The 24096-nt window shown below is 39.4% G+C and carries 22 protein-coding genes; 14 read left to right on the plus strand and 8 right to left on the minus strand.

Annotation, left to right across the window (positions count from 1 at the left end):
* The first annotated feature begins 11 nt into the window (after positions 1-11).
* Genes ACXVWP_RS03790 through ACXVWP_RS03805 form a run of 4 tightly spaced genes read left to right on the plus strand, consistent with a single transcriptional unit; the run spans position 12 to position 3893 of the window.
* Positions 12-1016, plus strand: a complete 1005-nt coding sequence (locus ACXVWP_RS03790) for an ABC transporter permease subunit (RefSeq protein WP_049355977.1) — start codon at positions 12-14, stop codon at positions 1014-1016.
* Positions 1017-1028: 12 nt separating this feature from the next.
* On the plus strand, positions 1029-1925 hold the full coding sequence (locus tag ACXVWP_RS03795) for an ABC transporter permease subunit (protein ID WP_049355979.1): 897 nt from the start codon (positions 1029-1031) through the stop codon (positions 1923-1925).
* 8 nt (positions 1926-1933) lie between these two features.
* Positions 1934-2917: a dipeptide ABC transporter ATP-binding protein gene (gene dppD / locus ACXVWP_RS03800; protein WP_289901223.1), complete on the plus strand. Its 984-nt coding sequence runs from the start codon at positions 1934-1936 to the stop codon at positions 2915-2917.
* The gene (locus ACXVWP_RS03805) at positions 2910-3893 is read left to right on the plus strand and encodes a peptide ABC transporter ATP-binding protein (RefSeq protein WP_289901222.1); all 984 of its coding nucleotides are present in this window, start codon (positions 2910-2912) and stop codon (positions 3891-3893) included. The genes dppD and ACXVWP_RS03805 overlap by 8 nt, the downstream gene beginning before the upstream one ends.
* 47 nt (positions 3894-3940) lie before the next feature.
* On the opposite strand, the gene ACXVWP_RS03810 is transcribed toward ACXVWP_RS03805, so the two are convergent.
* Genes ACXVWP_RS03810 through udk form a run of 4 tightly spaced genes read right to left on the minus strand, consistent with a single transcriptional unit; the run spans position 3941 to position 7544 of the window.
* Complete coding sequence (locus ACXVWP_RS03810) at positions 3941-5119, minus strand: sugar transporter (protein ID WP_297569531.1); 1179 nt, start codon at positions 5117-5119, stop codon at positions 3941-3943.
* Positions 5119-6309 (minus strand): AsmA-like C-terminal region-containing protein, encoded by a 1191-nt coding sequence (locus ACXVWP_RS03815; protein ID WP_289901220.1) that lies wholly within the window; start codon positions 6307-6309, stop codon positions 5119-5121. The genes ACXVWP_RS03810 and ACXVWP_RS03815 overlap by 1 nt, the downstream gene beginning before the upstream one ends.
* 3 nt (positions 6310-6312) lie before the next feature.
* Entirely contained in the window at positions 6313-6894 is a 582-nt protein-coding gene (dcd, locus tag ACXVWP_RS03820; protein ID WP_126471029.1) for a dCTP deaminase, read from the minus strand.
* Between the two features lie 8 nt (positions 6895-6902).
* Positions 6903-7544: a uridine kinase gene (gene udk / locus ACXVWP_RS03825; RefSeq protein WP_126471031.1), complete on the minus strand. Its 642-nt coding sequence runs from the start codon at positions 7542-7544 to the stop codon at positions 6903-6905.
* Positions 7545-7730: 186 nt separating this feature from the next.
* On the opposite strand from udk, the gene ACXVWP_RS03830 reads away from it, so the two are divergent.
* The 9 genes from ACXVWP_RS03830 to ACXVWP_RS03870 all read left to right on the plus strand — a co-directional run bounded on the left by ACXVWP_RS03830 (position 7731) and on the right by ACXVWP_RS03870 (position 17715).
* Positions 7731-8771, plus strand: coding sequence for an ABC transporter substrate-binding protein (locus ACXVWP_RS03830; RefSeq protein ID WP_049355993.1), 1041 nt, complete (start codon positions 7731-7733; stop codon positions 8769-8771).
* 124 nt (positions 8772-8895) lie between these two features.
* The gene (locus ACXVWP_RS03835) at positions 8896-9933 is read left to right on the plus strand and encodes an ABC transporter substrate-binding protein (RefSeq protein WP_297569537.1); all 1038 of its coding nucleotides are present in this window, start codon (positions 8896-8898) and stop codon (positions 9931-9933) included.
* Between the two features lie 65 nt (positions 9934-9998).
* Positions 9999-12056, plus strand: a complete 2058-nt coding sequence (locus ACXVWP_RS03840; RefSeq protein ID WP_297569540.1) for an ABC transporter permease — start codon at positions 9999-10001, stop codon at positions 12054-12056.
* Positions 12057-12080: 24 nt separating this feature from the next.
* Entirely contained in the window at positions 12081-13133 is a 1053-nt protein-coding gene (gene fbpC, locus ACXVWP_RS03845) for a ferric ABC transporter ATP-binding protein (RefSeq protein WP_289901217.1), read from the plus strand.
* Between the two features lie 145 nt (positions 13134-13278).
* A complete protein-coding gene (locus ACXVWP_RS03850) occupies positions 13279-15243 on the plus strand; it encodes a site-specific recombinase (RefSeq protein ID WP_289901216.1) in 1965 nt (654 codons plus the stop codon).
* Between the two features lie 114 nt (positions 15244-15357).
* The gene (locus ACXVWP_RS03855) at positions 15358-16287 is read left to right on the plus strand and encodes a LysR family transcriptional regulator (protein ID WP_289901215.1); all 930 of its coding nucleotides are present in this window, start codon (positions 15358-15360) and stop codon (positions 16285-16287) included.
* Between the two features lie 9 nt (positions 16288-16296).
* On the plus strand, positions 16297-17022 hold the full coding sequence (azlC, locus tag ACXVWP_RS03860; RefSeq protein ID WP_289901214.1) for an azaleucine resistance protein AzlC: 726 nt from the start codon (positions 16297-16299) through the stop codon (positions 17020-17022).
* A complete protein-coding gene (locus ACXVWP_RS03865; protein WP_289901213.1) occupies positions 17019-17348 on the plus strand; it encodes a branched-chain amino acid transporter permease in 330 nt (109 codons plus the stop codon). Before azlC ends, ACXVWP_RS03865 begins: the two co-directional genes overlap by 4 nt.
* Positions 17349-17469: 121 nt before the next feature.
* Entirely contained in the window at positions 17470-17715 is a 246-nt protein-coding gene (locus ACXVWP_RS03870; protein WP_289901212.1) for a YgjV family protein, read from the plus strand.
* Positions 17716-17736: 21 nt separating this feature from the next.
* Here ACXVWP_RS03870 and ACXVWP_RS03875 read toward each other — a convergent pair whose 3' ends face one another.
* The 3 genes from ACXVWP_RS03875 to guaB form a co-directional block, all read right to left on the minus strand.
* Positions 17737-18669: an AEC family transporter gene (locus ACXVWP_RS03875; protein WP_289901211.1), complete on the minus strand. Its 933-nt coding sequence runs from the start codon at positions 18667-18669 to the stop codon at positions 17737-17739.
* A 76-nt stretch (positions 18670-18745) separates the two neighbouring features.
* Complete coding sequence (guaA, locus tag ACXVWP_RS03880; RefSeq protein ID WP_111326895.1) at positions 18746-20305, minus strand: glutamine-hydrolyzing GMP synthase; 1560 nt, start codon at positions 20303-20305, stop codon at positions 18746-18748.
* A gap of 110 nt (positions 20306-20415) precedes the next feature.
* Positions 20416-21879, minus strand: a complete 1464-nt coding sequence (guaB, locus tag ACXVWP_RS03885; RefSeq protein ID WP_289901210.1) for an IMP dehydrogenase — start codon at positions 21877-21879, stop codon at positions 20416-20418.
* A gap of 127 nt (positions 21880-22006) precedes the next feature.
* Between guaB and birA the strand changes: the two genes are divergently transcribed.
* A complete protein-coding gene (birA, locus tag ACXVWP_RS03890; RefSeq protein WP_289901209.1) occupies positions 22007-22927 on the plus strand; it encodes a bifunctional biotin--[acetyl-CoA-carboxylase] ligase/biotin operon repressor BirA in 921 nt (306 codons plus the stop codon).
* 43 nt (positions 22928-22970) lie between these two features.
* Here birA and ACXVWP_RS03895 read toward each other — a convergent pair whose 3' ends face one another.
* A complete protein-coding gene (locus ACXVWP_RS03895) occupies positions 22971-23792 on the minus strand; it encodes a DUF5718 family protein (protein ID WP_289901208.1) in 822 nt (273 codons plus the stop codon).
* Positions 23793-24096 lie beyond the last annotated feature (304 nt).

A 24096-nucleotide genomic window follows, 5' to 3' on the forward strand; every position in this document is an offset into this window, starting at 1 on the left:
GTGGGAAGTAGATGTTTAAATTTATTTTAAAACGTATTTTAATGGTGATTCCTACCTTTATCGCCATTACTTTTGTGACTTTTGCTCTCATTCATTTTATTCCGGGTGATCCTGTGGAGATTATGATGGGAGAGCGAGGTTTAACGCCCGAAGTTCATCAACAAATGATGAAGCAACTTGGTCTGGATTTACCGTTGTATCAGCAATATTTCAACTATATTGGCAATGTGATACAAGGCGACTTTGGTGAATCATTCCGTACTCGACAACCTGTACTGACTGAGTTTTTCACACTCTTTCCTGCGACGTTTGAATTAGCTTTCTTTGCGCTATTTTGGTCGTTAATTGCGGGTATTACGCTCGGAACGATTGCTGCCGTCAAGAAAGATAGCTGGATTTCTCATACCGTAACAGCGATGTCCTTAACCGGTTATTCCATGCCAATTTTCTGGTGGGGATTGATTTTGATCTTATATGTTTCACCTTGGTTTGGTTTGCCACAAGGGGGACGTTTAGAAGATAGTTTCTGGATCGATACACCAACCGGTTTTATGTTAATCGATACTTGGCTTTCAGGTGTGCCAGGCGCTTTTGAAAATGCAGTTAAGTCATTGATTCTACCCGCTATTGTATTAGGTACTATTCCACTTGCAGTAATTACTCGAATGACACGTTCTTCAATGTTGGAAGTGTTAGGCGAAGATTATATTCGCACTGCAAAAGCGAAAGGCTTAAGTTATACCCGAATTGTCATTTTTCATGCGCTACGCAATGCACTTATTCCCGTAGTGACCGTTGTGGGCTTGATTGTAGGACAGTTATTATCTGGTGCGGTTTTAACCGAAACGATTTTCTCATGGCCGGGCATTGGTAAATGGATCATTGATGCGATTACCAATCGCGATTATCCCGTCTTACAAGGCGCCGTGTTGATTATTGCTACAATTATTATTGTGGTTAATTTGACGATCGATTTACTTTATGGCGTGGTAAACCCACGTATTCGCCATCAATAAGGAGCCTTATTAATGACGGAACAAACTTTATCTATTGAAACCTTTGCTCCTCGAACACCGTTGCAGGAGTTTTGGTTTTATTTCAAACAAAATAAAGGGGCGGTGATTGGACTCACTTTTATCCTTGCTTTGGCATTAATCAGTATTTTTGCCCCTTGGATAGCACCTTTTGATCCTATCGAACAAAATCGTTCAGCTTTATTGCTACCACCAGCTTGGTATGACGGTGGTAATTCTGCTTATTTACTGGGTACAGATGACATTGGTCGAGATATTCTTTCTCGCATTATTTATGGTACGCGCATTTCTGTTTTTGCGGGTTTCATTATTGTGATTTTATCTTGCATTTTAGGGACGAGTCTTGGCTTACTTGCCGGCTATTATGGCGGGGCATTAGATACATTAATTGTTCGTTTTATTGACATTATGTTGGCTATCCCAAACTTGCTTTTAACCATTGTGGTGGTGTCAATTTTAGAGCCTTCTTTAACGAATGCGACGTTGGCGATTGCCGTGGTTTCGATTCCAAGTTATGTGCGCTTAACACGTGCGGCAGTATTAAATGAGAAAAACAGAGATTATGTCACCTCTTCTCGCGTAGCGGGAGCAAGCGTATTACGTTTAATGTTTATTGTCATTTTGCCGAATTGCCTAGCACCTCTCATTGTACAAATGACGATGGGGATTTCTAACGCCATTTTAGAATTAGCGACTTTAGGTTTCTTAGGTATCGGCGCAAAACCACCCACACCAGAATTGGGTACTATGTTATCTGAATCACGTAGCTTTATGCAGGCTGCAAACTGGTTGGTTACCATTCCGGGTTTAGTGATTTTATCGCTTGTTTTAGCATTTAACTTAATGGGCGACGGGTTGCGTGATGCGCTCGATCCAAAATTAAAACAATAGGGGGCAGAATGGCATTATTAGATGTAAAAGAGCTTTCTGTTCATTTTGGTGATGAAAAAGCACCTTTTAAAGCGGTGGATCGTATTAGCTACCAAGTTAATCAAGGCGAAGTGTTAGGTATTGTCGGCGAGTCAGGTTCAGGAAAATCAGTAAGTTCCCTTGCTGTGATGGGCTTAATTGATTTTCCAGGGCGTGTTTCAGCGAAAGGCCTAGAATTTGGAGGAAAAGATCTTTTAAGCTTACCGCCAAAAGAAAAGCGGAAATTAGTTGGCGCAGATATTGCCATGATCTTCCAAGATCCAATGACAAGCTTAAATCCGGCTTATACGGTGGGTTTCCAGATTATGGAAGCCATTAAAGCGCATCAGGGTGGCAGCAAAAAAGAGCGCCGTGAGCGCACCTTAGAGCTATTACGTTTAGTCGGTATTCCTGATCCTGAATCACGTATTGATGTCTATCCGCATCAGCTTTCTGGCGGGATGAGCCAACGCGTTATGATTGCTATGGCGATTGCATGTAAACCGAGATTGCTCATTGCAGATGAACCAACCACCGCACTGGATGTGACCATTCAAGCTCAAATTGTAGATTTGTTGCTTGAGTTACAGCAAAAAGAATGTATGTCGTTGATTCTGATTACGCACGATCTTGCGTTAGTCGCAGAAGCGGCGCATCGTATTATTGTGATGTATGCAGGACAAGTAGTGGAAGAAGGACGAGCAGAAGATATTTTCCGTGAACCAAAACATCCTTACACTCAAGCGTTATTGCGTTCTTTACCGGAGTTTGCAGAAGGTAAATCTCGTTTGCAATCTTTACCCGGAGTGGTGCCAGGTAAATACGATCGCCCACAAGGCTGTTTGTTAAATCCACGTTGTCCGTATGCAACGGATCTTTGTCGAAGTGTGGAACCTGAATTACGCCAAGTAGGAAATCGACAAGTTAAATGTCACACCCCATTAAATGCTCAAGGAGAACCAAGCAATGTTTGATGTCGCACAAGAAAATGCACCATTGCTCAATGCCATTGGGCTGAAAAAATATTATCCTGTGAAAAGAGGCATGTTTGCGAAAACACAGCAAGTGAAAGCATTAGATGGCGTGTCTTTTTCCTTAGAGCGAGGTAAAACCCTTGCCGTAGTGGGTGAGTCTGGTTGTGGTAAATCGACACTTGGTCGTCTTTTGACGATGATAGAAGAACCGACAGAAGGCGAGTTATATTATAACGGACAAAATTTCTTAGAGAATGATCACGAAACGAAAGCATTGCGCCGTCAGAAAATCCAAATCGTGTTTCAAAACCCTTATGCATCACTAAATCCGCGTAAGAAAATCGGCACAATTTTGGAAGAACCTTTAGTCATTAATACCAATCTATCGGCTAAAGAACGTAAAGAAAAAGTATTGTCCATGATGGAAAAAGTAGGATTGCGAGCAGAGTTTTATGATCGCTATCCACATATGTTTTCGGGCGGACAACGCCAGCGTATTGCGATTGCTCGAGGTTTAATGCTTGATCCTGACGTGGTTGTAGCGGATGAACCAGTTTCAGCGTTAGACGTATCTGTTCGTGCGCAAGTGCTGAATTTGATGATGGATTTACAAGTTGAGCTTGGTTTATCTTATGTGTTTATTTCCCATGATCTTTCGGTGGTTGAACATATTGCTGATGAAGTGATGGTGATGTATTTAGGTCGTTGTGTTGAAATGGGCACAAAAGAGCAGATCTTTAAAAATCCACAGCATCCTTATACGCAAGCGTTACTTTCGGCAACGCCAAGATTGTCACCTGAATTACGTCGTCAACGGATTAAATTAACCGGAGAATTGCCAAGTCCAATTAATCCGCCAAAAGGTTGTGCATTTAATCCGCGTTGTTGGAAAGCAACGGATAAATGTCGAAATGAGCAGCCTAAATTGGAAAAATATCCTGATGATAAGCTCATTGCTTGCTTCCATCTCGATTAGAAAAGATAAAAGAAAATGACCGCACTTGAGTAAGTGCGGTCATTTTTTTAGATATTTTGAGAACGATAGCGGAAATTAAAGAAGACGAAGATACCGAGTGCAATAATGGCTAACGCTGCACCACTAAAGCCAATGTATTCAAGTCCTACATGTCGCATAATTTGATTCCCGAAGAGCGCTCCCGCACCAATCCCCGCATTAAAAATACCCGAGAAAATGGCTGTTGCTACATCAGTGGCATCGGGGGCAAGTTGCAATACACGCATTTGTAGTGCTAAACCAATGCAGGAGATGCCAATTCCCCAAATAAAGGATAAGGCAAACATTGTTGCGGTATAGCCAGCTGAAGTAAGCATAAATCCTAAAGAAAGCGCTAATAACAGTATCGCATGGATAATAAATTGTGCGGCACCTAAACGGTATAATCGATTAAAAATCACACTCGCTGTTACACCTGAAATACCAAAGACCAAGAGAATCATTGTGGCTAGATTAGGATCCATCTGTCCAATTTGAATCATAAATGGCTCAATGTAGGTGTAGGCTGTAAAGTGGGCCGAAATAATAATTACCGTGGTTGCATAAAGTCCAATAAGTAATGGACGTTTTGCCAAAATCGGCAGACTAGAGAGTGAGCCGGCATTTTTACTCGGTAACATTGGTAATAAACGAATAATCAAGAACATTATCATCAAAGCTAATATACCAATAATCGCAAAGGTAACGCGCCATCCCACAAGTTGACCGACTAGTCGTCCCAGTGGCAAACCGAGAATCGTAGCCAGTGATGTACCAATGGCTAACATACCAATGGCTTGTGTCTTTTTATTTTTAGGCGCAACGCGCATCACTAAAGAGGCAGTGATGGACCAGAATACGGAATGGGCCAACGCAATACACATACGGGCAATAAGAAGAATCCAATAATTCCATGCAATTACAGAAAGAATATGCCCGATGATAAAAATGATGAAAAGCTTAACGAGTAAGCTTTTACGTTCCATTTTTCCTGTGGCGAGCATTGCGGGCAGGGACATGATGAGAACAGTCCACGCATAAATGGTCATCATTAATCCGACATCAGAGGTTTGCATATTAAAGCTTTGCCCAATATCGGTGAGTAACGCAACGGGCACAAATTCCGTAGTATTAAAAATAAAAGCGGCGCAAGCCATGATAACTACGCGCCAAAATTGAGTTTTTTCTGCTTTTTGGTAAAACGACATTATTTTAATTTCTCTTTAATTAATTCCTTAAGTTGATGGCGGAAATTTTTATCAATATTTAACTTATATTGTGGGGCGTAACAGCTATCGAAAAAACGAATAGGTAACGCAAGTTTTTTGTATTTTTCGTTAGTCGATCTTAAAGTTAAATTGACGTCGCATTGTACATTATCTAAATCAATGGCTCCAGAACCTTCACCTAAAAGTGCGGTTGTTTTTAAGCTTATTTTATCTACTTTGAGTAAGTGGTTTTCAAGCGAAAGATTTGATTCAAAACGCTCGTAAGGCGTATTCATATTTCTGCTCGCAGTTAAATCACTGTTATAATTAATTGGTAAATACTGTGCTGCCATATCTAATAAATTCAATCCTAAAAGCTCGCCATCACGTGCATTAAAATCAAATTTCCCTTCGATTAATTCTGAATTTGTAAAGGCTAATTGAGTGTTAAAATCACTCGTGCCTGTCATGGTTTGTGGAAAATTGAGTAAAGCTAACAACTGCTTTAAAGGAAAATTTTTACCAGAAAAATTAACCACGCTTTTTTGTAGATAGCTATTAAATTTAAGTATGGCAAGGCAATTCGTGGCGCATATCGGTCGAATGTAAGCAATGGCCAGTTTTTGTGGTTTTGTTAGATCTGCATGAATTTCAATATAACCCAATTTTTGCTGATTAAGTTGAACATCATCAAATTGAATAAGAGATTCCCCTTTTTGACGAAGGGCTATATTGCCTTTGTTAAAAATAAAATCAAATGTGGTGGCATTGCCATAAACTGGCTTTTCAAGTGTTACCCAAACGTGATGGGTACCATTTAAAATAAGATCTTTTCTTAAAAATTGTTTGAGTGGAAAATCCGAAAATGCCATGCGAATATTGGCTGAATTTAGCGCATTCTCGGTAAAACTAGCTTGCTGAATTTGAATTTCATCAAGCATCGGATTGCCAAAAATAAATGAAAAAAAGGATAATTTTCCTTCAATTTTTTTTGCAGAAACAGCGTGGTATTTAACTTGTTCTAAGGAAATAGAGAGATGAGGAAAGAAGCTAAGACTAACTGCTTCAAGTTTTATATCACGTCTTGCAAATTGTTCGACAACCAGTGTTTTTGCTTGTTGAAGTTGAAGATAAAAAAAGAAAAAGATCGCAAACAGTACGATCGACAGGCTAATTGCGATCTTTTTCATTGATTAGTCCTCATTAATTCGACTCGCTACCGCATTTTGCTGATGTTTATATTTGGCATCTTTACGGCTAGTGTAAGGGCGCGCTGCCGAGCCGCTTAACACTTCGAAACTCAATGCGCCAATCACCATATTAGGACGCAATGCTAAAGGTAATTTGCCAGAATTGTAGAATTCCAACACAATTTTACCTTCCCAACCTGGGTCGATACGATGAGCGGTAACATGCACCATTAAGCCTAAACGGGCAAGAGAGGAACGACCATCTAACCAACCGATAATATTGGCAGGGAGTTTCACCGACTCTAATGTGGTTGCTAAGGCTAATACACCAGGGTGTAAGAAGAAGGCCTCATCATCTCCAATAATAATTTCATCACTCATGACTGATTCAAGTTGAGCTGAGACTTCTTCTTTCGGGCCACTTAAATCAATGTAAGGGGCAGAATGTTCACGAAATACGCGAAATGAATTGCCTAAACGCACATCAATGGTTGCACCATTGATTTTGTCGTTATCAGGACGAGGCGTTAACGAAATAAGACCATTATCCAAATAGCGTTCGATATCGGTATCGCAAAGACGCATGATTTTTCCTATTTTTCGTTTAATAAATGCAGAATTTGAGCTTTTAACATATTAATCGCAATACGGTTCTTGCCGCCACGAGGAATCACGATATCCGCATATTGTTTGGATGGCTCAATAAATTGTAAGAACATTGGACGAACGGTTGCGCGGTATTGGTCAATTACAGATTGTAATGAACGACCACGTTCTTCCATATCCCGTTGTAAACGACGGATAAAACAAATGTCTAATGGGGTATCTACGAAAACAGAAATATCAGCCAATTGGCGAACTCGCTCATCAGTGAGCAATAAAATCCCTTCTAAAATCACAATTTTTTTCGGGGTGAAGTGTTTGGCTTCGTCTGTTCTAGTGTGATCAACATAACTATAGACCGGAATATCGACAGCCTTTCCATTTTTTAAATCTTTTAAGTGTTGAATGAGTAACTCTCTATCCATTGAATTGGGGTGGTCATAGTTGGTTTTGACTCGAACACTCATCTCCAAATGGCTTTGATCTTTATAGTAGCTGTCTTCAGCAATAATTCCGATTTCTTCGCAACCTAAATCGTTACAAAGCTCTTTATGAACAGTAGAAGCAATAGAACTTTTGCCTGAAGCCGATGCGCCGGTAATGGCAATAATGATGCAAGATGAGTTTGACATAAAAAAAACTAAAATTTAGAAAGGTAAGAACTAAAGGAAATTATAAAGAAAAATCCGTTTAAATTCATCTTTCTTTTTCTTATATTTTTTCAAATTTGTGAAGCGCTTCACGGAAATTTTTTCCATTTTCATTTAACATTCATTCGCTTCCCTTATTTCATCTGTGTTATTTATAAGGAGTGTAAGATGAAAAAGAATAAAATTTCTCTCTCTATTTCAACCGCACTTTTAGCTGCAGGTTTCATAACATCATCCGCTGTTAATGCTCAAGGGCGTTTGGTGGTATATTGTAGTGCAACCAATATTCTGTGTGAAACGACAACGAAAGCCTTTGGCGAAAAATATGATGTGAAAACTTCATTTATTCGTAATGGTTCAGGTAGTACTTTTGCAAAAGTTGAAGCAGAAAAAAATAACCCACAAGCAGACGTGTGGTTTGGCGGTACGTTTGACCCTCAAGCACAAGCTGCAGAGTTGGGTTTAATCGAACCTTATAAATCTAAACACATTGATGAAATCGTGGAACGTTTTCGTGATCCAGCGAAAACCAAAGGTCACTATGTGTCATCTATCTACATGGGTATCTTAGGCTTTGGTGTGAATACTGAGCGTTTAGCAAAATTAGGGATTAAAGAAGTACCAAAATGCTGGAAAGATTTAACCGATCCTCGCTTAAAAGGCGAAGTCCAAATTGCTGATCCACAAAGTGCGGGTACAGCATACACCGCATTAGCGACTTTCGTTCAACTTTGGGGCGAAGATAAAGCCTTTGATTTCTTAAAAGCATTACATCCAAATGTCTCTCAATATACAAAATCAGGTATCACGCCATCTCGTAATACAGCACGTGGAGAAGCCACTATAGGGGTTGGTTTTTTACACGATTATGCACTTGAAAAACGTCAAGGTGCGCCGTTGGAATTAGTGGTGCCTTGTGAAGGTACCGGCTATGAGTTAGGTGGCGTAAGTATCTTAAAAGGTGCGCGTAACATTGATAACGCAAAATTATTCGTGGATTGGGCATTATCTAAAGAAGGTCAAGAGTTAGCATGGAAACAAGGTGACTCTTTGCAAATCTTAACTAACACCACCGCGGAACAATCTCCAACAGCGTTTGATCCAAACAAACTTAACCTGATCAATTATGACTTTGAAAAATACGGTGCGACCGAACAACGCAAAGCCTTAATTGAAAAATGGGTTCAAGACGTTAAATTAGCGAAATAGTACTTAAAGTGCGGTTGAAAAACATGAGATTTTTTGACCGCACTTTGCATTTTAAACCCACAAGATGGGTTACTACGATGAGTGCCAACTCATCTTATTCTTATAAAGACACAGGAGTGAATCAATGAAAATGTCTAACGTTGCTTTAGCACTTTCTGGTGTTGTATTTGGTGGCGTGTTACTGAGCTCTCACGCATCTGCTGCAGAAGGGCGTTTAGTGGTTTATTGCAGTGCGCAAAATACGATGTGTGAGCAAGAGACCATGGCTTTTGAGAAAAAATATGGTATCAAAACCAGTTTTATTCGTGGCGGTACGGGCACAATTTTAGCCAAAATTGATGCAGAAAAAGACAACCCTCAAGGGGATGTGTGGTATGGCGGTACGCTTGATCCTCATTCTCAAGCGGGTGAAATGGGCTTACTTGAAGCGTATAAGTCACCAAATCTTGCACAAATTCCTGAACAGTTTAGAGACCCCGCTAAAATTAAAGGAAACTATTCCTCCGCGATTTATCTCGGTGCATTAGGCTTTGGTATCAATCCAGAACGTTTGAAAAAACTCAATTTACCGACACCAAAATGTTGGAAAGATCTCGCCAATCCTGCGTATCGTAATGAGATCCAAGCAGCCGATCCACAAAGTTCTGGAACAGGTTATACTCAGTTAGCGACCTATATCCAACTTTGGGGTGAAGATGAAGCGTTCAAATATCTCAAAGAACTCAATAAAAACGTTTCCCAATATACCAAATCAGGTAATACCGCAACCCGTAATACGGCACGTGGCGAAACCGCAATCGGAATTGGTTTTTTACATGAATATTCTTTAGAGAAAGCAAAAGGTGCCCCTGTAGAATTAGTCGTACCTTGTGAAGGTACCGGTTATGAAATCGGCGGCGTGAGCGTGATTAAAGGTGCAAGAAACCTTGAAAATGCGAAATTATTTGTGGATTGGGCGTTATCAAAAGAAGCCCAAGAGTTAACCTGGAAAAAAGGGGAAGCGTATTCTATTTTAACCAATAGCACCGCTGAGCAATCGCCTTATGCGCTCGATTTTAAATCCATTAATTTAATTAATTATGATTTTGACAAATATGGCTCAAGTGATTTACGTAAACGTTTGATCACCAAATGGGTTGATGATGTTAAATTAGCAAAATAATGATGTATACATAGCGAAATAATAGCTATTATATTATTTCGCTTTTTTCTTTTATGCGAGGTTGTATGAACGCAAATAAACGTCCTATTATCCAATCAGCCAATTTTTGGATAATTCTTGCTGTTATTGCATTTCTTCTTCTGCCTTCCCACGCTTTAGATTATGGCTTGTTTGAAAGCACAAGCGATGAATACCTAGGTGCAATGGGTTGGTCTTCGTTAAATATTACGGCATTATGGTTTTTACCGGTTATTTTATACGGATTGATGCCACTTCTTAAATTACCGAAGGATACGCAAGCGAAAGCTGAGCTTTATCTTATTGCCACTGCGACGTTGTTTATCTTTATCAGTGCGACAATTTATAAAATCAGCATGGGTTATTCTGTGGTTGTATTAATCGCGAGTTTAACCGCATTGGCGACGTTTTCTTTCGCGAAATTGAAAGTAATGCAAGGGGATAAATTTATTATTGCCTCTTTACTTTGCATTATCTTATTAATTTTCTTCTTCATCGTTTATCCAACATTGGCCATCTTTGTTTCAATGTTCTATGACGGTGATACCTTTGCGCCACAACAAGTGATGCGAATTTTAACTCAAAGCTATATTGTACGTGTGATTAGTAACTCGTTATTCTTATCTGGCTTTGTGGGTATCGTATCAACAATTTTCGGTTTGGCTTTTGCACTTTATACCACCCGTATTGCTCGTAGAACGGCATTTATTGGTAAAATTTTCTCTATTTTACCAATCGTTACACCACCATTTGTTGTGGGCTTAGGGGTAACATTGATGCTTGGTCGTTCTGGTTATGTGACTGAGTTTTTATCCTCCACATTTGGATTTGAGAACCACAACTGGTTATATGGTTTTAACGGAATTGCCATTGCGCAGATTCTTGCTTTTGCGCCGATTTCATTCATGATTTTAGATGGGGCATTAAAATCTGTTCACCCATCAATTGAAGAAGCGTCTTATACCTTACGTGCAAATCGTTACCAAACTTTCTTCAATATCATCTTCCCATTACTACGTCCGGCATTGGCAAACTCATTCTTAATCGTATTTATCCAATCCTTAGCGGACTTTAGTAACCCATTAGTATTAGGTGGTAGCTTTGACGTCATCGCGACACAAATCTACTTCTATATCGCAGGCTCACAATTAGATTATGCTTCAGCAAGTACCTTAGGTTCGATGCTTTTAATCTTCTCATTAGCGGTATTTATCATCCAATATATTTGGATTGGTAACCGCTCTTATGTGACCGTTTCAGGCAAATCCTATCGTGGTGACGTGCAAGATTTACCAACCGGCTTGAAATACACCATCATCGGTATGCTTGGTTTCTGGGTACTCTTTAACTTAGCGTTATACGGCAGTATTTTCTATGGTAGTTTTACTGTGAACTGGGGCGTGGATTACACTTTAACCTTCAAAAACTATGCGATGTTATTCGGACAAGGCTTAAGTGATGGGGCATGGCCATCATTGATTAATACCTTAATTTACGCAGGAATTGCCGCGCCATTGACCGCACTTTTCGGTTTATTAATTGCGTATATTGTGGTGCGTAAAGATTTCCAAGGTAAAAAATCTCTTGAGTTCTTAACCATGCTTTGCTTTGCCGTACCAGGAACAGTAGCTGGGGTATCTTATATTTTAGCCTTTAACAATGCACCGCTTTACATTACGGGTACTAGCATCATCGTGATCATCTCAATGGTCATGCGTGATTTACCAATCGGTATGCGTGCAGCCATTGCAGGTCTTGGTCAATTAGATAAATCACTCGATGAAGCGTCTCTTTCTTTAAAAGGTAGCTCATGGAAAACCTTGTGGTTTATCGTTTTACCATTGTTAAAACCAGCTTTACTTTCTGCATTGGTCACCAGCTTCGTTCGTGCGATGACTACCGTGAGTGCGATTATCTTCTTAGTCACCGCTGATACACGTGTGGCAACAGCCTATATTTTAAACCGTGTAGAAGATGGTGAATATGGTGTTGCGATTGCATACGGTTCGATTTTAATCATCGTGATGATGGCCATTATTTTATTCTTTGACTGGATTGTGGGTGATACCCGAATTTCCCGTTCTAAAGCGAAAAAAATGAATTAACTCGTTAAGTTGTAGGTAAATAGTATGAGTAATAATGATTTCTTAGTATTAAAAAATATCACTAAATCTTTTGGTAAATCCACAGTCATTGATAATTTAGATTTAACCATTAAACGTGGCACTATGGTGACCTTATTAGGTCCATCCGGTTGTGGTAAAACCACTGTGTTACGTTTAGTGGCAGGCTTAGAAAATCCAACTTCAGGTCAGATTTTTATCGATGGTGAAGATGTAACTAAATCCTCTATTCAAAACCGTGATATTTGTATCGTATTCCAATCTTATGCGTTGTTCCCGCATATGAGTATCGGTGATAACGTAGGCTATGGTTTACGTATGCAAGGTGTGGGAAAAGAAGAGCGCACTAAACGTGTAAAAGAAGCCTTAGAGTTGGTTGACTTAGAAGGCTTTGAAGATCGTTTTGTGGATCAAATTTCGGGTGGTCAACAACAACGTGTGGCATTAGCACGTGCGTTAGTATTAAAACCAAAAGTATTACTTTTTGATGAGCCATTAAGTAACTTGGATGCTAACTTACGTCGTTCTATGCGTGAAAAAATCCGGGAATTACAACAAAATTTAGGTATTACCTCACTTTATGTGACTCACGACCAAACCGAAGCATTTGCGGTATCCGATGAAGTTATCGTCATGAATAAAGGTAAAATCATGCAAAAAGCCTCAGCAAAAGAGCTTTATTTGCGTCCAAACTCTTTATTCCTTGCAAACTTCATGGGCGAATCGAGCATCTTTGAAGGTAAATTGGAAAATGACACTATTGATGTGAATGGCTACAAATTGCCATTAAGTAATGCAGCACAATTTAATTTATCGGATGGCGAATGCTTAGTGGGCGTACGTCCTGAAGCAATTTACTTAAAAGCTGAAGGTGAAGTAGCACAACAATGTGAAATCAAGAGTGCAGTCTATATGGGTAACCACTGGGAAGTGGTGGCAATTTGGGCTGGCAAAGAATTGCTCATTAACACTAAACCTGAAGACTTCAATGCTGATCTCAAACAAGCTTATCTGAATTTCTCTGAACAAGGAATTTTCTTGCTGAAGAAAGAGAAATAATGTTAATCTAAAGGCGTGTGGAAACATACGTCTTTTCTTTTCAAACCCTTTCAACATCGATCGCAGATCGCACTTTTTTCAGATTTTCTTTTTTGATTTCAATCTGTATAATGCGCTCTTCTATGAATAAAGGTATTAAGTATAGATGAAATTAGTGATAGAACCTGATGCGTTGTTGTTATTTTTACAACAGAAAATTGAGCAAAAAGACGCTTTTGGTCTTGTTGAAGGTATATGTCAATTGTTGCGTAAAAGTAAGCCAACACAAATTCTTTCAGTTTTACAATTGTTGAAACATACTTTACTACAAGATAAAGCGTTAGGGGAGGCCGTTGCAAAATTACTATGCGATTGGTTATGTAGTTTACGCCTTTATCCTTTGTTTATTAGTAGTGGTATTCTTTCTCGTGAAGGTTTTGGGCGAGAAATGAAAACACGTATTTATGAACGTTTTAATCCATCTTTCAAAGATATTAATGACTTACGTGATATTTTTTATCTCTTATTTAGTGACAAAAATGACATTCAGTGGATTAACGCTATCCCATTGAAGGCCTGGCGTGCAATCTTTGTTGTTTTAGCTCATTATGCTACAGAAAAAGATCGTGATCGTTTAAAAACACATATTGAAAGTGAAGGGTTATTTGCTATTGAAATGCTTTCAATTTGGGTTGCGGCTGAAGATATGGAACCAGAACTAATGCGAATGGAGCCTTCTTTATTAAATGCTGATTCACCTTTTGTCGCTTTGCATCGAGAAGTTGTTGATTGGTTACAAGCACGTCGTCAATTTATATATTTTGATGATAGCCATTTACAGGTGATGTTTAATCAGTGTAAAAGATTAGTAGAGCGTTTAAAAAAGCGAGGAGCAATTATGGGATCCTCGTTAAATGTCGCTTATTTATTAGAACGTCTTTCTCAAACGTTAGAGCGATTGGAAACTTTAATGGCACTTTTTGCTTCAGAGCGCTATTTATCAAATAGAATATTGCTCCTTATTAATCATTTCGCACGCGCTGCCGCTGAGAAACATAGTATTTCTCGACTTTGGCAACAAAGTTCAAAATTAATTGCTCGCAGTATTACACAAAATGCAGGTGATCACGGCGAACATTATATTACCCGAGATAAAAAGGAATATTGGTCGATGTTTTATTCCGCAGCGGGGGGCGGTGTATTAATTGCATTAATGGCATTATTTAAAACCTATTTAGGCAGCATCATTGATGACAAAGTATGGAAAGGGATTGCTGAAGGCTTAAATTACGGCTTAGGATTTACACTCATTTTTATGTTACATTTTACAGTGGCGACCAAACAGCCAGCCATGACAGCGGCTCGTTTTGCGGAGGCGGTAGAGAAAAACCCGCAAGGTAAAACCTTAAATATGACCTTAGCACAGTTATTAGTGGATGTATTTCGTTCACAGAGTATTGCCGTATTAGGCAATGTGGTTATTGCGATGGGACTTGCAGCATTGATTGCTTTTGTTTACCAATACCAGATGGGAGAGCCGCTAATGAATACTGAACAAATCGCTTATCAGTTGCATAGTATCGATCCTTTGGCAGGAACCTTATGGTTTGCGGCCATCGCTGGCGTTTGGCTATTTTGTTCAGGACTTATTTCTGGCTATTTTGATAATCGTAGTAATTATTTGAATATTCGTATGCGTTTAATACAACATCCGTTGCTGAAAAAAGTAATGACTGAAAAATGCCGAATTAAATTCGCTAATTATATGCATGAAAATTATGGGTCGATTATCGGTAATCTTTGTTTTGGGATGTTGCTCGGCATTACTGGCGTAGTAGGATACTTAACGCATCTTCCATTAGATATACGTCATGTGGCATTTTCATCAGCAAATGTAGGTTATATTGCAGTGAGCGGGCAATTTACTTATTCATTGCTTTTACAATGTATTGCTTTTGTTCTGTTGATTGGCTTGATGAATTTAATTGTTAGTTTTTCACTCACGCTTTGGGTTGCCTTGCGTTCTTTAAATGCTGAAATTGATAGTTGGTGGGGAATTTGGCGAGAAGTTTGTCAAATTATGAAAAAACGACCATTGAGCTTATTTCTCCCTATTCAATTAGATAAATAATCGCGTTAAGTGCGGTCACAAATATTAATGTTTTTGACCGCACTTTCTTTTCGGCAAATTTAATTTGCGTTATTATGTTACTCATCTAATCTTATAACTTGATGAATTATTCTAATGAAACCCACATTTCTTGAACTTCGTCACCTTAGAACTTTGCTTGCGTTGAAGGAAACGGGCAGCGTTTCGATGGCGGCAAAACGTGTTTATTTAACACAATCCGCACTCTCTCATCAAATTAAGTTAATGGAAGAACAATTCGGTTTGCTCCTCTTTGAGCGCAAAAGTAATCCATTACGTTTTACCGCCGCTGGTGAACGTTTGATTCGTCTTGCAAATGAAATTTTGCCAAAAGTGATTGATGCCGAACGAGAACTTGCTCGCGTAAAACATGGTGATGCAGGCCAATTACGAATTGCGGTAGAGTGTCATACCTGTTTCGATTGGTTAATGCCCGCGATGGATGAGTTTCGCCAGCATTGGAGTTTGGTGGAGTTAGATATTGTGTCAGGTTTCCATACTGATCCAGTAGGCTTATTGCTATCTCACCGTGCTGATTGGGCGATAGTATCAGAAGTTGAGGAAAATGATGATGTTTTATTTAAACCATTGTTTTCTTATGAAATGGTGGGTATTTGCGCTAAGGATCATTCATTAGCCAATAAAGACGTTTGGCAGGCGGAAGATTTTGCTGAGGAAACTTGGGTAACCTATCCCGTTCCTGATGATATGTTGGATTTATATCGTCAAGTGTTGAAACCGAAAGATATTAATCCGCCGCGTCGTACGACAGAGCTAACAATCGCCTTGATCCAGTTAGTGGCGAGTCGTCGTGGCATTGCTACCGTGCCTTATTGGGCGGCATTACCTTATTTAGAAAAAGGTTATGTGGTGGCGCGCAAAATTACAGAAAAAGGATTGTACAGTAACCTTTATGCGGCAATTCGTAAAGAAGATGCTAATTTAGCTTATATCGAAGATTTCCATCAAACAGTAAAAGCACAAAGTTTTTCGACCTTACCTGGTTTGTCTGTTTTAGCGTTGTAGTAGGTCAATATGTCAGAAGTTGTGACAGAAAATCCCATCAAAGCCGCAGCAAAAGCGGCATTTCCTTACAGCATGTCAATGCTTGCTGGCTTTTTATTTTTAGGCATTGCATATGGCATTTACATGAAAGCATTAGGATTCGGTGTTTGGTTCCCTGTTGCAATGGCAGCACTCATTTATGCGGGCTCCGTGGAGTTTATTGCGGCAGCCGCATTAGTTATGCCTTTTTCGCCTTTAAGTGTCGCATTAGTTACGCTGATGGTAAGTGGTCGTCAGATTTTTTATGGCATTTCCATGTTAGAAAAATATGGTGCTCAAATTGGGAAAAAACGTTGGTATTTAATGACTACCTTAGTCGATGAAAGTTTTTCCCTGAACTATCTGGCGAAGATTCCCGATCATTTAGATAAAGGTTGGTATATGTTCTTTGTCAGCTTTTATCTCCATCTTTATTGGATTGTAGGCGCAGGATTAGGTAATCTATTTGGTTCAATCATTCCTTTTGATTTAAAAGGGGTAGAGTTTGGGATGACTGCACTTTTCCTCGTAATCTTTGCTGAAAACTGGCTAAAAGAAAAATTTCATGAAAGCTCATTATTAGGTTTAGGCGTAGCTTTTGTATCGCTGTTAATTGTTGGGAAAGAACACTTTTTAGTGCCAACTCTAATTAGTATCTGGATTCTATTAACGGTACGACGTCCTAAACTTTCATCTAAATTGGAGGCACTGAAATGACATTGATGGAACAAATTATCACCATTGCGATTTGTATTTTGTGCGTACAATTTACCCGATTATTGCCATTCTGGATCTTTCCTACAAATCGTCCAATTCCAGAGTATATCCGTTACCTCGGTAAAGTATTACCCGCAGCGATGTTTGGGATGCTAGTGGTGTATTGCTATAAAAATGTGGACGTGCTAAGCGGTTATTATGGCTTGCCTGATTTTATTGCGGGTGCTTTAGTGTTGGGATTACATTTCTGGAAAAAGAATATGTTTCTTTCCATCTCGGCAGGCACAATTTTTTATATGTTTTTAGTGCAAAAAGTCTTTATCTAAGAGAATGTTGAGCGAAATAAAAATTTCTTGATATTGCAATCGGTTGCTTTTATTTTGCCTCTTTCCCTGAATTCCAAAATCTTTTATGATGCCGTTTCAATCATTGTTGACGGAGAGATTTATGGAATTTAATTTCATTGAATTATTAGGTTATTTGGCAACATTCTTTGTGGCTGTGTCTTTTTTATTTAAATCGATTATTCACTTGAGAGTTGTCAATGCTATTGGGGCGATACTCTTTGTCATTTACAGTTTGATCATCAAATCTTATCCAGTTGCGCTTCTAAACGCATTCTTATTTTTCGTTAACTTATATCAACTTTATCGTTTGAAAAAAGAGCAACTGGTATCAAAAGTGCTTAAATAATTGACCGCACTTTTCCACGATTTACCCCCACATTTGATATAACGCAATTACTAGTGGCATAGTAAACATACAAAGCAGCGTCGTTACACCATAAATGGCGCTGGCTTTTTGTGGATTGTTGTTATAAATCACCGCCATTTGTGTCACGGTTGCTGCAGAAGGACTAGTGGTGGCTAAAAAGCTAATTAGCACAATGATCTCGCCTTTTTCAGCCCACTGTATAAACCCAATCAGCTTTATTAATACCAATAATGCAAGTGGAATAAGTAGCAACCGCAAGAGTGTAACTAAATAAATGCGTTTGGATGCTATGATGCTCCGTAAAGGAATTGCCGCAATCAGCATACCGGCGACAAGCATGGCATTCGGACCAATAAATAATCCAATCGAAGACAGCGTACCATTGATAATGTTTGGCAACTTAATTTGGAAAGCAAACAAAAATGCTCCAACAAGAATTGACCAAATATTGATATTTTTGGCAATCGTCTTCAGCGATAAATTTCCTTTTCCTACAATAATCAAACGGCAATGTGTCCAAAATAGAAAGGTTTGTACTACGATAAAACAGCTTGCATAAATGACCCATTCTTTACCAAATAGCGACATCACAATCGGAATAATTAAGTTGCCAGAATTGGAATAAATGGAAGTGGCATGCTCAATAGGATCAAGGTTTAATAGGCGCTTTAATAAACTGCCAATAATAATCAGAATAACCTGAAGAAATACGGCCATAAGTAGTGAAAGCTGCAAACCTTGTAGAATTTCAGGTGTGTAATCAATTTGAAAGGCTTCAATCATTACCGATGGGCTGATGACATAAAGGCCAATAATGGAAAGCGGCTTGCTATCTTCTGATTTTAATAATTTTGATTTAACCAACCCATAGCCGATAAGCACAATAAGTGTCAGTTCAATAATTTTAGTACCGAGTAAAAATGCGATATCCATAGTGAATATTGATGAGATAAATTAGTGCTATGAAAGAAGAAAAGGGCAAATAATTTGCCCTTTAAATTGATCTAGGTTACTCCCACTCGATCGTTGCTGGGGGTTTTCCGCTAATGTCATACACCACGCGAGAAATGCCATTCACTTCGTTGATAATGCGGTTAGATACTTTGCCTAATAAATCATAAGGTAAATGAGCCCAATGTGCGGTCATAAAGTCGATGGTTTCTACTGCGCGTAGGGAAATAACCCAATCGTATTTACGGCCATCGCCCATCACACCTACAGATTTCACAGGTAAGAACACGCTGAAAGCCTGACTGGTTTTTTCATACCAACCGCTGTTGCGCAATTCTTCGATAAAGATCGCATCTGCACGGCGTAATAAATCGCAGTATTCTTTTTTCACTTCGCCTAATACACGCACGCCTAAACCTGGGCCAGGGAATGGGTGGCGGTTGATCATTTCAGCCGGTAAGCCTAATGCTAAACCGATTTTACGTACTTCATCTTTAAATAACTCACGTAGTGGTTCAACTAAGCCAAGTTTCATATAGTCTGGTAAGCCACCTACGTTGTGGTGTGATTTAATCACATGTGCTTTACCAGTTTTGCTTGCTGCAGATTCGATGACATCAGGGTAGATCGTACCTTGTGCCAACCATTTCACATTAGTGAGTTTTTTTGATTCATCATCAAATACATCAACGAATACTTTACCGATAATTTTACGTTTCGCTTCAGGATCCGATACGCCTGCAAGTTCGCCTAAGAAACGGCTTTCAGCGTCAACACGGGTAATGTTCAAGCCGAATTTATCGCCAAACATTTCCATGACTTGATCGCCTTCGTGTAGGCGGAGTAAACCGTTATCCACGAATACGCAGTGTAAGTTTTTGCCGATGGCACGGTGTAAAAGTAATGCAACCACAGAAGAGTCCACACCACCAGATAAACCTAAAATCACTTCATCATCGCCCACTTGCTCTTTAATACGAGCAACGGCATCTTCGATAATGTTTTCTGCTGTCCATTTGGTTTCGCAACCACAAATATTCACCACGAAATTCATCAATAATTCCAAACCTTTTTTGGTATGGGTTACTTCTGGGTGGAATTGTACGCCGTAGAATCGACGATTTTCGTCAGACATTGCAGCAATTGGACAGGTTGGAGTCGTACCGGTAACTTGGAAGTTTTCAGGTAAACGCGTTACTTTATCGCCATGGCTCATCCATACATCCAATTTGCTATCGCCATCATTTAAATGAGCGAAAAGTGCGGTCGGATTATCCATTAAAACAGAAGCATAGCCGAATTCACGATGCTCAGAGGTTTCAGTTAAACCGCCAAGTTGCATCGCCATGGTTTGCATACCGTAACAAATACCCAATACAGGCACGCCAGCATTAAATACGTATTCAGGTGCACGTGGGCTGTTTTCTTCAGTGGTACTTTCAGGACCACCAGAAAGAATGATACCGTCTGGATTAAATTCACGGATTTGTTCTTCAGTCACATCCCACGCCCAAAGTTCGCAGTACACACCGATTTCACGCACACGACGCGCAATCAGTTGAGTATATTGTGAACCGAAGTCGAGGATCAGAATTTTATGGTTGTGGATGTTTGTCATTTATAATGCTCTTATTCTTGATAGTGTGGACGGTCAATTTCCCCTAAAACTTTGCAAAAATTAACCGCACTTTAAAACAACAAAAGGTGGAAGAAAGCCCACCTTACGGATTAGCCCATACGATAGTTTGGTGCTTCTTTCGTAATAGTTACGTCATGAACGTGGCTTTCTTTAATGCCTGCACCACTGATTCGAACGAATTTGGCTTTTGTACGTAATTCTTCGATGGTTGCGCAGCCAGTTAAGCCCATGCAAGAACGTAAGCCACCCATTTGTTGGTGGATGATTTCTTTTAAGTAACCTTTGTATGGAATACGACCTTCGATACCTTCTGGTACGAGTTTGTCTGCTGCGTTATCAGATTGGAAGTAACGGTCTGATGAGCCTTTCGCCATTGCACCTAATGAGCCCATACCACGGTAAGATTTAAATGCACGGCCTTGGTAAAGTTCGATTTCACCCGGTGCTTCTTCAGTACCGGCAAACATAGAGCCAACCATTACACAGCTTGCGCCTGCAGCGATGGCTTTTGCAATGTCGCCAGAGAAACGGATACCACCGTCCGCGATAACTGGAATACCACGATCTTTTAATGCCGCCGCAGCATCTGCGATAGCAGTGATTTGTGGAACACCTACACCGGTTACGATACGAGTGGTACAAATTGAACCAGGGCCGATACCTACTTTCACTGCGCTTGCGCCTGCGTCTGCAAGTGCGATAGCACCTTCAGCAGTCGCTACGTTACCCGCAACGATAGGTAAGTTTGGATATTTTGCACGAGTTTCACGAACGCGTTGTAATACGCCTTCTGAATGACCGTGAGAAGAGTCGATTAACAATACATCTACGCCTGCTTTCACTAATGCATCAATGCGTTCTTCGTTACCTGGGCCTGCACCTACTGCTGCGCCTACGCGTAAACGACCGAATTCATCTTTACATGCATTTGGTTTTTGTTCCGCTTTTTGGAAGTCTTTAACGGTGATCATGCCTTTTAATTTGAAAGCATCATCTACAACAAGTACTTTCTCTACGCGGTTTTGATGCATTAATTCTAAAATTGTTTCACGGCTTGCACCTTCTTTTACGGTAACTAAGTCTTCTTTTTTCGTCATTAATTGTGAAACAGTTTTGCTTAAATCTTTTACGAAACGCGTGTCACGGCCAGTGATGATACCGATTAAGTTATTTTCACCGTCTACAACAGGGTAGCCAGCGAAGCCGTTTTTCTTCACCATTTCAGCAAGTGCTGCAAGAGTTAAATCTGGTGAAACAGTCACAGGTTCAGAAACGATACCACTTTCGAATTTTTTCACTTTACGAACACGATCCGCTTGGCGTTCGATCGTCATATTTTTGTGAATAAAGCCGATGCCGCCTTCTTGTGCTAAAGAGATCGCTAATTTGGTTTCTGTGACAGTATCCATCGCTGCAGAAAGCATCGGAATATTTAAGCGAATTTCTTTGGTGAGTTGAGTTGAGAGGTTGGCTGTGTTCGGAAGAACAGTTGAATGAGCTGGGACGAGTAGAACGTCGTCAAAAGTCAGAGCTTCTTGTTTGATTCTAAGCATGGCAATATCTCACTGTTAAGAATTGTGTTAAAAAATATTGCGGCGGGATTATACAGATTTTTCATGTGGTTGAAAATGAATTTTTTCGCTTTTATGGTAAGATTTGCCAAGATTTTTATGAGAAGGAATGAATATGCCATCGTTATTGGATTGTTTGTCTGATTGCCACCCTAAAGTGCGGTCAGATTTGATGTCGTTTTTAAATATTACGTCAAATGAATTGGCGCAAGAAATAGCATTATTGAGAGAATCGGGATTGAATATTCAAGAAGAAAATGATGTTTATCAGTTAGTGCCAGAAATGCCTTTGTTAAATCCGCAAACAATTTCGACCGCACTTTTCCCTTATTCTGTGCATTATCATCGAACCATTTCTTCAACAAATGAATTTATAACGAATCAAATTAACCAATTAAAAAAAGGTGATTTGTGTCTGGCAGAATATCAAACCGCAGGGCGGGGACGTCGTGGTCGTCAATGGCTTTCACCGTTTGCAGGGCAGTTAATTTTCAGTTTTTATTGGACTATCGATCCTAAAAAAGCATTGGATGGATTAAGTTTAGTAATCGGTTTAGCGATTGCAGAAGCGTTAAATGCGAAAGTGAAATGGCCAAATGATATTTTGCTTTCAGGGCGGAAGCTTGGTGGCATTTTAGTGGAAATCATTAATCATAAGAATGGGTTGCTTAATTTAGTGGTTGGTATTGGGATCAATGTAAAATTACCACAATCAACCGAAATTAGTCAGCCGTATGCGCAGCTAACCGAACAGGATCCAAATATAGATCGTGAAACGATCCTTATTAAAGTGATTCAACGTATTTATTCTCGATTAGCTCAATTTGAAGAAAAGGGCATTGATGAGGAATTCATGCAACAATGGATAAACTATAATGAATTTTTTGGTGATGAAGTGAACGTCTTTACTGAGCAAAGCGCGATTTCAGGTATAGAGCAGGGAATTGATAAACGCGGTTACTTAAAAGTCATAACCGATGAAGGCGAGCGGTATTTTAATGCCGGAGAAGTTTCTTTAAGAAGGAAGTAAATAAAAAGTGCGGTCGAAATTAACCGCACTTTTTATATGTATACTAAACCACTTTCTGAATCAGTGCTGAAATGTCATCTGCAAATTTTTCATCTCTTGCCATTTTCTCAATTTCCTCAGCAGAATATTTTTCACCGTCATACACAGCAACAATACTGAGATCATTGGGTTGTAAGAAATGCGTTTCGCCGAACTCGGTATAACGGGTGGCGCCAATACTAATAATCGCTTGTTCAGGATAGTTTGCTTGCTCTAACAAAGAAGCAATATGATTCATCGGTCCCTCATCGGGTTGATTATTCATTCTATCCACGATCCAATCTAATAATTGTTGGTGGAAATAGCTATAACCAATAGCAGGGCTGTCAATACCATACGTATTGAGCTCGCCATTGCGTTTATGGAAGCAAGCGATACGATATTGATCAATTTCACTTCCCTTAACAAAGAAAGAAAGTGGAATCAGTTTTGATGAAATACCTTTACTTGCCGATCCCCAGTTTTTCTTTTCACAGATTTTTTTCGCATTAGGGCGACGAATAGAGCAGTCATTATAGGCTGCAAAATAGTGCGGAATAATATGCTCAACTTGCTTTCCTTTATAGGTAAGATCACAAATAAGCGTAATTTCAGGTTCAATTTGAAGATTATCCGCGCCTTGTGGAAAATTAATTTGATTGTGACTTAAAGGAAAGGTAGAAAGAAAGCCCGATTTTTCGCTTGGCACATAAAACGGGAAAATCGCTTTGGGTTGAATGGCATTTTCTGTTTTTACTTGAGTGAAATCAGCCGCCTCGCCGGCTTGTTCCAAATGTCCTGCGAAATTGCCTGCCACACCTAAACCAATCATTTGTTCAAAATTCATGAAGACCTCATTAGATTGCTTACTCTTTTTGGGGTAATTTACCTTGAATGTTGAACAAATACAAATCACTTTGATGATTAAATCATCATGTGATAAAAAAATTGAATTTTTTTGTAAAAAGCACTTGCAAAGAATTCTGAAATATCTATAATACGCCCCACACAACGACGCACTGTTGTGAAACGTAATAAAACCAGTGCGTCGTTCTTTTTTGCTCTTTAACAATATATCAGACAATCTGTGTGGGCACTTGTTGATTGACTTGTTTTAAAAATATTTTTTAATTTTGAAGTCTTAATAGGTG

Source organism: Haemophilus sp. SZY H56, assembly GCF_054332415.1.

Coding starts and splice junctions, on each gene's coding strand:
- ACXVWP_RS03895 (WP_289901208.1), bottom strand. CDS start 23,792: ATGAATTTTGAACAAATGATTGGTTTAGGTGTGGCAGGCAATTTCGCA.
- ACXVWP_RS03855 (WP_289901215.1), top strand. CDS start 15,358: ATGAAACCCACATTTCTTGAACTTCGTCACCTTAGAACTTTGCTTGCG.
- dcd (WP_126471029.1), bottom strand. CDS start 6,894: ATGCGTCTTTGCGATACCGATATCGAACGCTATTTGGATAATGGTCTT.
- ACXVWP_RS03870 (WP_289901212.1), top strand. CDS start 17,470: ATGGAATTTAATTTCATTGAATTATTAGGTTATTTGGCAACATTCTTT.
- birA (WP_289901209.1), top strand. CDS start 22,007: ATGAATATGCCATCGTTATTGGATTGTTTGTCTGATTGCCACCCTAAA.
- udk (WP_126471031.1), bottom strand. CDS start 7,544: ATGTCAAACTCATCTTGCATCATTATTGCCATTACCGGCGCATCGGCT.
- guaB (WP_289901210.1), bottom strand. CDS start 21,879: ATGCTTAGAATCAAACAAGAAGCTCTGACTTTTGACGACGTTCTACTC.
- ACXVWP_RS03790 (WP_049355977.1), top strand. CDS start 12: ATGTTTAAATTTATTTTAAAACGTATTTTAATGGTGATTCCTACCTTT.
- ACXVWP_RS03815 (WP_289901220.1), bottom strand. CDS start 6,309: ATGAAAAAGATCGCAATTAGCCTGTCGATCGTACTGTTTGCGATCTTT.
- guaA (WP_111326895.1), bottom strand. CDS start 20,305: ATGACAAACATCCACAACCATAAAATTCTGATCCTCGACTTCGGTTCA.
- ACXVWP_RS03840 (WP_297569540.1), top strand. CDS start 9,999: ATGAACGCAAATAAACGTCCTATTATCCAATCAGCCAATTTTTGGATA.
- ACXVWP_RS03795 (WP_049355979.1), top strand. CDS start 1,029: ATGACGGAACAAACTTTATCTATTGAAACCTTTGCTCCTCGAACACCG.
- ACXVWP_RS03830 (WP_049355993.1), top strand. CDS start 7,731: ATGAAAAAGAATAAAATTTCTCTCTCTATTTCAACCGCACTTTTAGCT.
- ACXVWP_RS03805 (WP_289901222.1), top strand. CDS start 2,910: ATGTTTGATGTCGCACAAGAAAATGCACCATTGCTCAATGCCATTGGG.
- ACXVWP_RS03810 (WP_297569531.1), bottom strand. CDS start 5,119: ATGTCGTTTTACCAAAAAGCAGAAAAAACTCAATTTTGGCGCGTAGTT.
- ACXVWP_RS03865 (WP_289901213.1), top strand. CDS start 17,019: ATGACATTGATGGAACAAATTATCACCATTGCGATTTGTATTTTGTGC.
- ACXVWP_RS03875 (WP_289901211.1), bottom strand. CDS start 18,669: ATGGATATCGCATTTTTACTCGGTACTAAAATTATTGAACTGACACTT.
- ACXVWP_RS03850 (WP_289901216.1), top strand. CDS start 13,279: ATGAAATTAGTGATAGAACCTGATGCGTTGTTGTTATTTTTACAACAG.
- dppD (WP_289901223.1), top strand. CDS start 1,934: ATGGCATTATTAGATGTAAAAGAGCTTTCTGTTCATTTTGGTGATGAA.
- fbpC (WP_289901217.1), top strand. CDS start 12,081: ATGAGTAATAATGATTTCTTAGTATTAAAAAATATCACTAAATCTTTT.
- azlC (WP_289901214.1), top strand. CDS start 16,297: ATGTCAGAAGTTGTGACAGAAAATCCCATCAAAGCCGCAGCAAAAGCG.
- ACXVWP_RS03835 (WP_297569537.1), top strand. CDS start 8,896: ATGAAAATGTCTAACGTTGCTTTAGCACTTTCTGGTGTTGTATTTGGT.